The organism is Desulfomarina sp. (assembly GCF_054039375.1).
On sequence record NZ_JBPLBA010000087.1, the window covers coordinates 18,722 to 27,527 of the forward strand.

Consider the following 8,806-nt stretch of genomic DNA (forward strand, 5'->3'; position numbering starts at 1 on the left):
CCGCAATTGCCACAGGAGGTTCGGGTTTTTACAGGTTCTTCTGTTCGCTATAGCCTGCCTATGATGATTAAAGGGACTGTAAATTACCGGGGTGCCTGCGAGTAACTACTAACCAGTGCCTGTCCATAGTTGGTTTTTTTTGCCCGATATCTGCGTTGTCAGAAAAATTTTATCCTCGTAATATCAACAGAATGCCTGCGGTAAAATTTTCCCTGCGCCTTGATATCGAATAAAAACCTCATTTCTGGACAGACGCTGACTTTCCAATATCTGATCACTGAAGGAAGATAACCATGGGTGTGACAATCACACGACTGTATCGAAAAATAGACGGAAAACAGGCTTACTGTTTCAACATAGAATCGACAAGAACAATCAACGAGAAAGAAATGTATTGTCTGCGAATGATTCTGGCTGACGGTTTTCTGATTGATACCGTTACCACAGAACCGGTTCTTACCGGAAACCGGGTCGTAGAGGTGGGGCCCCGCCTTAATTTCGCTACAGCCTGGTCTTCAAATATGGTTTCCATCTGTCAGGCGACAGGACTTGGGATAATTACCCGTGTGGAAAGATCAAGGCGCTATCGTGTGCCGGAGGAGTGTGATCTCCAGGAATTTATTGACAGTCACCATGACCGGATGACCGAGTGCCATTACCCGGAACCGTTGACCGGTTTTGAGACAGGGGTTGTTCCTGAGCCGGTATATGAAGTGGATCTTCTGGGCAGGGGGGCCGCCGCTTTTGATGATATTCCGGGGATCTCCATGGATGAATGGGATCGAAATCTCTACTATGATTATTTTGTCAACAGGCAGAAAAGAAATCCGACGATTGTAGAGATCATGGATCTCAATAATGCCAATTCTGAGCATTCCCGCCACGGTTTTTTCAAGGGAAAGCAGATAATAGATGGCAGGGAAATGGAGGGGACACTTTTTGACCTGGTGACTGCAACCCTGGATGCGAACCCTGAAGGATCGGTGATTGCTTTCAAGGATAATTCAAGTGTTATCAGTGGCTATGGAGTAGATACCATTATTCCTGATCAACCCGGAACTCCATCGTCATTTTCCCTTCAGTCAGTACTCTATCATCCTCTGCTGACCGCGGAAACTCATAATTTCCCGACAGGTGTGGCTCCTTTTCCCGGTGCGGAAACAGGAACGGGTGGGCGGATTCGTGACGTGCAGGGTACAGGAAGAGGCGGCTTTGTCATCGCCGGGACCGCCGGATACTGTGTTGGCAACCTGAATATTCCCGGATACGAACTTCCGTGGGAAAATGATTTTCCCCGGCCGGACAATCTGGCCTCCCCCCTGGAGATCGAAATTGAGGCAAGTAACGGTGCGTCTGATTACGGCAACAAGTTTGGCGAGCCTCTGATCCAGGGGTTTACCCGTTCCTTTGATATGCGTCTGGAAAATGGTGAGAGGTGGGGATTTGTGAAACCCATCATGTTTACCGCCGGGGTAGGCCAGATTGATTCCCGGTTGACGGAAAAGGCGAGAGAAGAAAGAGGTATGCTCATCGTTCAGGTGGGTGGCCCCGCCTATCGTGTCGGTTTCGGCGGTGGAGCGGCATCAAGTATGTTGCAGGGCGAGAATGAGTCGAGCCTTGACTTTAATGCCGTGCAGCGTGGTGACGCGGAAATGGAGCAGAAGATGAACCGTGTTATCAGGGCCTGCAACGAGATGGGAGAGAGGACCCTGGTTGATGTGATTCACGACCAGGGTGCCGGAGGTCCTGCCAATGTATTGAAGGAACTGGTGGAAAACTCGGGCGGCTGGGTGGAGGTTCGCAATATAAGGGTGGGTGATCCCACCATGTCTGTGCTTGAAATATACGTTGCTGAATACCAGGAGCGAAACGGGTTTTTGATCAGACCGGAAAATATCGAGAGGTTTCAGGCAATCTGTGAAAGGGAAAAGGTTAACTGCGAGGTTCTGGGCAGGGTTACCGGGGATCTTCGTTTTGTTCTTCATGATGCCCATGATGATTCTACACCCGTGGACATTGAGCTGGATGTACTGCTTGGAGATATTCCCCAGAAGACCTTTGAAGACGAAAGAAAAAACCTTGCAGGTCAACCGGTTGAGCTGCCCGCCGGAGCGACGGTTGAAGGACTTTTACATGATGTGCTTCGCCTGGTGTCGGTTGGATCCAAAAGATTTCTCACCAGTAAGGTTGACCGGGCCGTTACCGGACTTATCGCCAGGCAGCAGTGTTGCGGCCCTCTGCAGTTGACCGTTGGTGATGTGGCCGTAGTGGCCCAGTCACATTTTGGCCTGACTGGGATAGCAACCGCCATTGGAGAGCAGTCTGTCAAGATGCTGGTTGATCCTGCCGCCGGTGCTCGGATGGCGGTGGGCGAGGCGTTGACAAACCTGGTCTGGGCAAAAATTGAAGATCCCCGTCAGATTAAATGTTCCGCCAACTGGATGTGGGCGCCTAAGCTGGCAGGTGAAGGAGCGGCAATTTATGACGCTGCCAGGGGCATGCGGGATCTGATGGTTGAAGTGGGTATGGCGGTGGATGGCGGCAAGGACAGTCTTTCCATGGCCACCATGGTAGGTGATGAAACGGTGAAATCTCCAAGAGAACTGGTTATTTCCGCCTATGCGGCCGTACCTGATATCAGAAAAAGTGTTACTCCGGATATCAAGAATGTTGGTTCAAGACTGCTGTTTATTGATCTCTCCGGCCGTAACCGGCTTGGGGGCAGCAGTCTTGCCCAGGTGCTGGGACAGTTGGGAGATGAAAGTCCGGACGTGGAGGATCCGGGGCTGTTGAAACGAGGTTTTGCCGCGGTGCAGGAAGCTATCGATAGAGGATTGATTACCGCCGGACATGACAGAAGTGATGGCGGACTGATTACAACCCTATTGGAGATGGCCTTCAGTGGCAATTGTGGACTGGATCTGGAACTTGGTGGAGAAGATACTGTTATAAATGCGCTTTTTTCCGAGGAACTTGGTCTTGTCCTGGAGTGTGGCAAAGAGAAACTGCAGGAGGTGAAGTCCCTGTTTGACAGGGCGGATGTGGGGTGTCGGGAGGTTGGCAGGACTACGAAAGAGAAACGGATCATACTGCGATATAACGGGAAGGTGGTTCTTGAAAAGGATATGATTGAATTGCGCAGCTGGTGGGAGGAAACCAGTCACCGCCTTGATCTGCTTCAGGCTGATCCCGATTGCGTGAAAGAGGAAAAAGAATCGATCCATGACCGCAGGGGGCCGGAATATGTTATCCCCTTTACTCCGGAGCCGGCCCCGGCTGTTCTGCTGGAGAAGGAGAATAAACCAAAAGTGGCTATCCTGAGAGACGAAGGATCCAATTCCGATCGTGAGATGAGTTCTGCCTTCTTTGCCGCCGGTTTTGAAGTATGGGACGTCTGTATGCAGGATCTGCTCTCCGGAAATATGACGCTGGATGGATTCAGAGGACTTGCCGCGGTTGGTGGTTTTTCCTATGCTGACGTACCGGAATCCGCAAAAGGATGGGCTGCAACCATTCTGTTCAATGACCGTTTAAAGGAGATGTTTCATAAATTTTACGAGCGAACTGATACCTTTACCCTTGGTGTCTGCAACGGGTGCCAGCTTTTTGGTTTGCTCGGCTGGGTACCTGAGGCAGGACTTGCACCCGAGGCACAGCCTCGCTTTATCAGAAACAGATCCGGCAGATTCGAGTCTCGGTGGTCAACGGTGAAGGTCAGGAAAAGTCCGGCCATCATGTTGAAGGGTATGGAAGGACTGGTTTTTGGTATCCATGTGGATCATGGCGAGGGAAGACTTCATTTTCCGGATACGGGGATTCTGGAGAAGGTGAAACAGAACAATCTTGCTCCACTGGTCTATGTGGACGATGAGGGTCAAAGTACCGAAAAATATCCCTTCAATCCCAACGGTTCTCCGGAAGGTTTTGCGGCTCTCTGCTCGGCTGACGGCAGGCATCTGGCTCTTATGCCCCACCCGGAAAGGGTGTTTCTGCCCTGGCAGGCCCACTATCTGCCGGAGGATATGAAAGAACTTGAGGTCTCTCCCTGGTTTCAGATGTTTAGAAACAGCTACGAATGGTGCGTGTCTAATCCGTGAGTTTGTCGGTGGAGAATTTCAGAATAACCGGCATGGTTGGACTCTATGGCTCGGCCACAAAAAACCAATGAAAATCCCGACTGCGGCAATAAAACCTTCAGCCGTGGATTTTCAGATAAAAGGAATGAGAAATGATTATTACCAATGTGGAGAATGTTCCCGGAAAAAGAATTGTGGAACACTTCGGTATTGTCCAGGGCAGCACGGTGCGGGCAAAGCATATCGGTCGTGATTTCATGGCCGGTCTGAAAAACCTGGTCGGCGGAGAATTGAAAGGATATACGGAACTGCTGAACGAGGCCCGACAGGAATCGCTGGCACGTATGCAGGAGCAGGCCGAAGGCCTGGGGGCCAATGCCGTTGTCAATGTCCGCTTTGCCACCTCATCGGTTGCCCAGGGCGCGTCAGAACTCTTTGCCTACGGTACGGCCGTTAGACTCGAACAGGAGTGAAGCGATGCAATTTCTGGTAAATAACGGGGATCTTGTCATTTTCGGACTGCTCATCATCCTTGGCTATGTCGCGGGATCCCTGGCTGAAAAACGTCACTATGCTTCCATCAGAAAAAGGGAGAGGGAAATGATGTCCATGCCGGTAGTGACCTTTGCCGGAGGTTATCCCGCTTCGAGAGTAAAACATGCCCGGCTGGTGACCGGCAGTGCGGTGATTTCCATTGATTATTTTAAACGTTTTCTGGCCATCTTGAGAAACCTGTTCGGCGGCCGGGTACGGTCCTATGAATCTCTTGTCGACAGGGCCAGGCGGGAGGCCATCCTTCGAATGAAGGCGGAGGCGGAACAAAAGGGTGCTGCACTGATCATCAATTTTCGCCTGGAGACTTCAGCTATCGGACGTTCAGCCAACCGGAAGCGGCAGATAGGGAGTGTTGAAGCCCTGGCCTACGGGACAGCCGTTTTTCTGGAGTAGAAATGAAATTTACACCAAAACCTGTTGATGGTTCTGTAAATATTTCAGGAAGACATCCTTTGAAGGAGGCCGTCTGGCTGATGGCCGAATTACTGGCTGTTCTGGCACTTCTCTATTTTGTGCTCGGGTTGATTGCCGGGTTTGTGGCCGTGCGTCTGCCGGTGAAGGCGGAAATCTGGCTCGGAAGCAAACTTGAGAAAAAATATAAGGCACACAGAAAAGAGTTTCTTCAGGATCATCTGGATCGGCTCGTACAGGTGCTCCCTGCCGATTCTCCGCTTCATGAGTATTCTTTTAAAATATTTCTTGACGACTCGAAAAAGATCAATGCCTTTGCACTGCCGGGTGGCAGTATTGTAGTCTTTCAGGGGCTGTTGAATACAGTCCGGTCTGAAAATGAACTGGATATGGTTCTGGCCCATGAACTCGGTCATTTTTATCACCGGGACCATCTGCGGGCCATGGGACGCAATCTTCTTTTCTTTCTTGTCTCACGGATGCTTCCAGGAGACCAGTCTTCTGATCTGGTTCCCTGGCTTGCTGGAAAATTTGAAAGACGATATTCTCAGAAGCAGGAGCTTGCGGCTGACAGCTGGGGACTGGATCTGCTTTACAGGCGCTATGGTCACGTGGGTGGAGCAACCGATTTTTTCAACCGGTTATCCCGGAAAAAGAAAAGCCATTTTGCCTATTTCCTGGCAACTCATCCCCACCCGGAAGATCGGTTGACCAACCTGCACAGGATAATAAAGGACAGGAATTATCCTGTGCGTGAAACTGTTCCGTTTCAGCCGGATCAGAAAAAAAATCTGGAAAATCAGGGATAAGAATCCATTCATTGACATACGGATTTGTACAGGGTGAGCATATCTGAATCAATCCTGACAATAATAACACACTTGTCGGGATCTCCTGTTGCATTAAAACTCATGGTACCGGATGCTCCCTGGAAATTTTTGAGCTTTGCAAGCGCCGTTTTTACGGCTATCCGATCGTTAATGAGCTTTCCCTGAAGTCCACCCGTATCCCTGATTGCCTGCAGGAGTGCACGGGCAGCATCCCAGGTGAGCGCGGCCGGAGCATCCGGGTAGCTGTTGTACGCCTTACGGTACGCTGTAACAAATTGTTTGTTCAAGCCGGTTGCCCCGCCCGGAGCATAGTCTCCGGCATAGAAAAGGCCGTCGCAGTCTTTCCCGCAGGTGGTGATCAGATCACCTCCCGCCCATGAACCGCCACCGACAATGGGTATATTCAACCCTGTTTCATTGGCCTGTTTGACAATAAGAGCTACCTGGTCCACGTGTTGCGGCAGATAGAGAAACTGGGCCGGTGAGTTTTTGATTCGTTCCAGTTGTTCTTTGAAATCCTTGTCGCCGGTTCTGAATGTTTCCAGGGCAACCACCGATTCGGCACCATTTACCGCTTCAAAAGCCTGCCTGAAATTTTTTGTCATTCCGCGGGGAGCCGGGCTGACAATATCGTAAAGAATCGCTGCTTTTGTCGCCCCGAACTCATCGGCAACGAAAGTTGTGATAACCGGGCCCTGTTTTGTAAAGATTGAATTACTTCTGAAAACAAAGGGACGGTCTTTTGTTGTTTTCGGTGAAGCTGACCAGGAGGCAATCATTGGCGTAGAAAAGGCATTGGCGATCTGGCCGACCGGTATGGCGTGACGACTGCTCAGGGGGCCGACAATTCCAATAACACTTTGCCTGCTTATCTGGTCAAGCACCAGTTTTGAAGCGGCCGACGGATCGGATTTATTGTCTCCGTATAAAAATTTCACCTGATATGTCTTACCCCCAACTTTTAATCCCCCCGAAGCCTCAAGTTCCTTGCGGACCAGTTCTGCAGCATTCTTCGCGTGGTGTCCGGCCTGCTCAAGCCAGCCTGAAAAGGGCAGGTTGAAACCTATTGCAATCTCGCCATTGCCAGCGCAGGTCGAGGTCGGGTCTGTGATTATCAGGGCAAAAATGATGATCAATAATGCGGGGAGGATTTTGAGTTTCATTGGCAGCTCCTGGATGAATTTACAGGGTAACGAAATTCTGATTACGCACAAAACTCAGTCTGATACTTGTAGACATTGGGGATGTGTCTGTTTTATCAGGCGTATTTCAAAAATCACCATGTACTGGTTTGAAAATAATCTGGACTGACACTTTTTCATTTAAATTCCTTGTCAATTGAGATTTCCGGTGATTTTTGACCGTAGGTTAGCCTGATAAAGCAGGTACATCCACAAGTCGGCTGAGTTTCATGGGTAATCAAGAACGAAATAGAACCTGAATTCTTTACTTCAGGAAATTAAAATGACAACTTCTCATTTCATATCAAAAGCAGGAAGCAAATTCGTTCACCATTTCCGTAAAGTGTCTTTTGGACCGTCTTGTTTTCAAGGTGACCTTAAATTGACATTGGGGTAGAAATTATTATTTTAGCGTGTTTTTGTATTACATACAATTTATTTTTACCGGGATGGAGAATGATGGGGAAATGATGAAGCCGGAAAAGAGAGTTGATATGGAAGGATAAACAAAGGGGTATCTGAAAAGAGATACCCCTTCATGGAACAGGTTTTGAAAAAAGAATCAGCGGGAATTTCTGCGACGGAGTGTTCCGCCGGCAAAAGCCGCGAGTCCGGCACCAAAAAGCAGCATAGTGGCCGGTTCGGGAACAGCAGCAGTCTGGGTGAATCCCTGGTAGGAAACATTTGGCTGGGAGTAGTTATAAAAACCGAATTTTCCGGCATCATATGAACCGTCGATATCGAATATTGTATTGCCGTCAATGGCTATATTGATATTGTCTGCAGTATAGCTCAGGGTGAACTGGTAGGAAGTGTTATCTTTCCATCCGTTGGTCGAGGAATAATCATCAGCCATCACACTGATATCGTTTCCCGAGTGGTTCCACAGATTAATGTCGGTTCCGGTAATATGGGAAAGCGTAAAACCTTCACGTCCCAGGCCTCCGGGGCCCCAATCTTGGTCGTTCTGTTTCCAGTCAAAAAGATAATAGTCCTCTGAACCCGTGTATCCGAAAACAAAGCCGACAAAATCATCATCGCTGGTTGTGTTGACTTTGAAATTGCCGTTGAAAACAGTGTTTGTCCAGGTCTGGTCACTGAGAAAGGCAGAAGGGTCGCCGTTGACAGTCTGGGTGGCGGAATTTCCTCCGGAACTGACTGTCCAGACAGGTGATGAGTGGTGACTTTCATCATAGAGAACTGCAGTGCTCCAGCCACTGAGATCAACAGGATCCGCAAAGGCGGAAAATGAACAACTGAAGAACGTGATGGAAAGTAATGCTGCGGTAAAAAGAGGTTTCATAATAATTATCCTTTAAATGGTGTGGCTGTATTTTCGAAAGTTTTTTCCAGAGGGTTTTCTTAGGTCTTATGATTACCTGACTGGCCATGGGACTCAGTCAGGCTGAGTTTTGTATTAAATTGGATATTATTATAACCTTCCGGGAAAAAGAAACAATGATAAGGATAATTATTTACCTGTTATTTACCCTTTTTTTGAGAATTTCCTCCAGCAGTTCAACAGTGTGAACGCAACGTACTGTTTTATCAGCTTTTCCCATGGCTCCTTTGAGCATGATCATGCAGCCGGGACAATCCATGGCCACGGTCCTGGCACCGGTTTTCCGGATGGCATCAACCTTATCAAGGGTGATCTGTTTTGAGATCTGGGGGTGGCTGAGAAAGGAGTAGGTGCCGCCGAAGCCACAGCAGCGGTCACTGTTTTTCATCTCGTCAACTGTATAACCAGCTG

Annotated in this window: 7 protein-coding genes; 4 read left to right on the forward strand and 3 right to left on the reverse strand. The window is 49.1% G+C overall.

What is annotated here, in order from left to right; genetic code table 11:
- The first annotated feature begins 293 nt into the window (after window positions 1–293).
- The 4 genes from purL (at window position 294) to ACXLDX_RS04700 (ending at window position 5,851) form a co-directional block, all read left to right on the forward strand.
- Window positions 294–4,097, forward strand: a complete 3,804-nt coding sequence (purL, locus tag ACXLDX_RS04685) for a phosphoribosylformylglycinamidine synthase (protein ID WP_457576036.1) — start codon at window positions 294–296, stop codon at window positions 4,095–4,097.
- Window positions 4,098–4,228: 131 nt separating this feature from the next.
- Window positions 4,229–4,549, forward strand: a complete 321-nt coding sequence (locus tag ACXLDX_RS04690) for a YbjQ family protein (protein WP_457576037.1) — start codon at window positions 4,229–4,231, stop codon at window positions 4,547–4,549.
- A gap of 4 nt (window positions 4,550–4,553) precedes the next feature.
- Complete coding sequence (locus tag ACXLDX_RS04695) at window positions 4,554–5,024, forward strand: YbjQ family protein (protein WP_457576038.1); 471 nt, start codon at window positions 4,554–4,556, stop codon at window positions 5,022–5,024.
- 2 nt (window positions 5,025–5,026) lie between these two features.
- Window positions 5,027–5,851 carry a M48 family metallopeptidase gene (locus ACXLDX_RS04700; protein ID WP_457576039.1) on the forward strand — a complete coding sequence of 275 codons (825 nt, stop codon included), beginning with the start codon at window positions 5,027–5,029 and terminating at the stop codon, window positions 5,849–5,851.
- An 8-nt stretch (window positions 5,852–5,859) separates the two neighbouring features.
- Here the strand turns inward: ACXLDX_RS04700 and ACXLDX_RS04705 are convergent, their stop codons facing one another.
- The 3 genes from ACXLDX_RS04705 to ACXLDX_RS04715 all read right to left on the reverse strand — a co-directional run.
- On the reverse strand, window positions 5,860–7,035 hold the full coding sequence (locus tag ACXLDX_RS04705; RefSeq protein WP_457576040.1) for an ABC transporter substrate-binding protein: 1,176 nt from the start codon (window positions 7,033–7,035) through the stop codon (window positions 5,860–5,862).
- A gap of 580 nt (window positions 7,036–7,615) precedes the next feature.
- Window positions 7,616–8,356: a PEP-CTERM sorting domain-containing protein gene (locus ACXLDX_RS04710; protein WP_457576041.1), complete on the reverse strand. Its 741-nt coding sequence runs from the start codon at window positions 8,354–8,356 to the stop codon at window positions 7,616–7,618.
- A 172-nt stretch (window positions 8,357–8,528) separates the two neighbouring features.
- On the reverse strand, window positions 8,529–8,806 hold a 278-nt coding region (locus tag ACXLDX_RS04715; protein WP_457576042.1), incomplete at its 5' end, for a heterodisulfide reductase-related iron-sulfur binding cluster.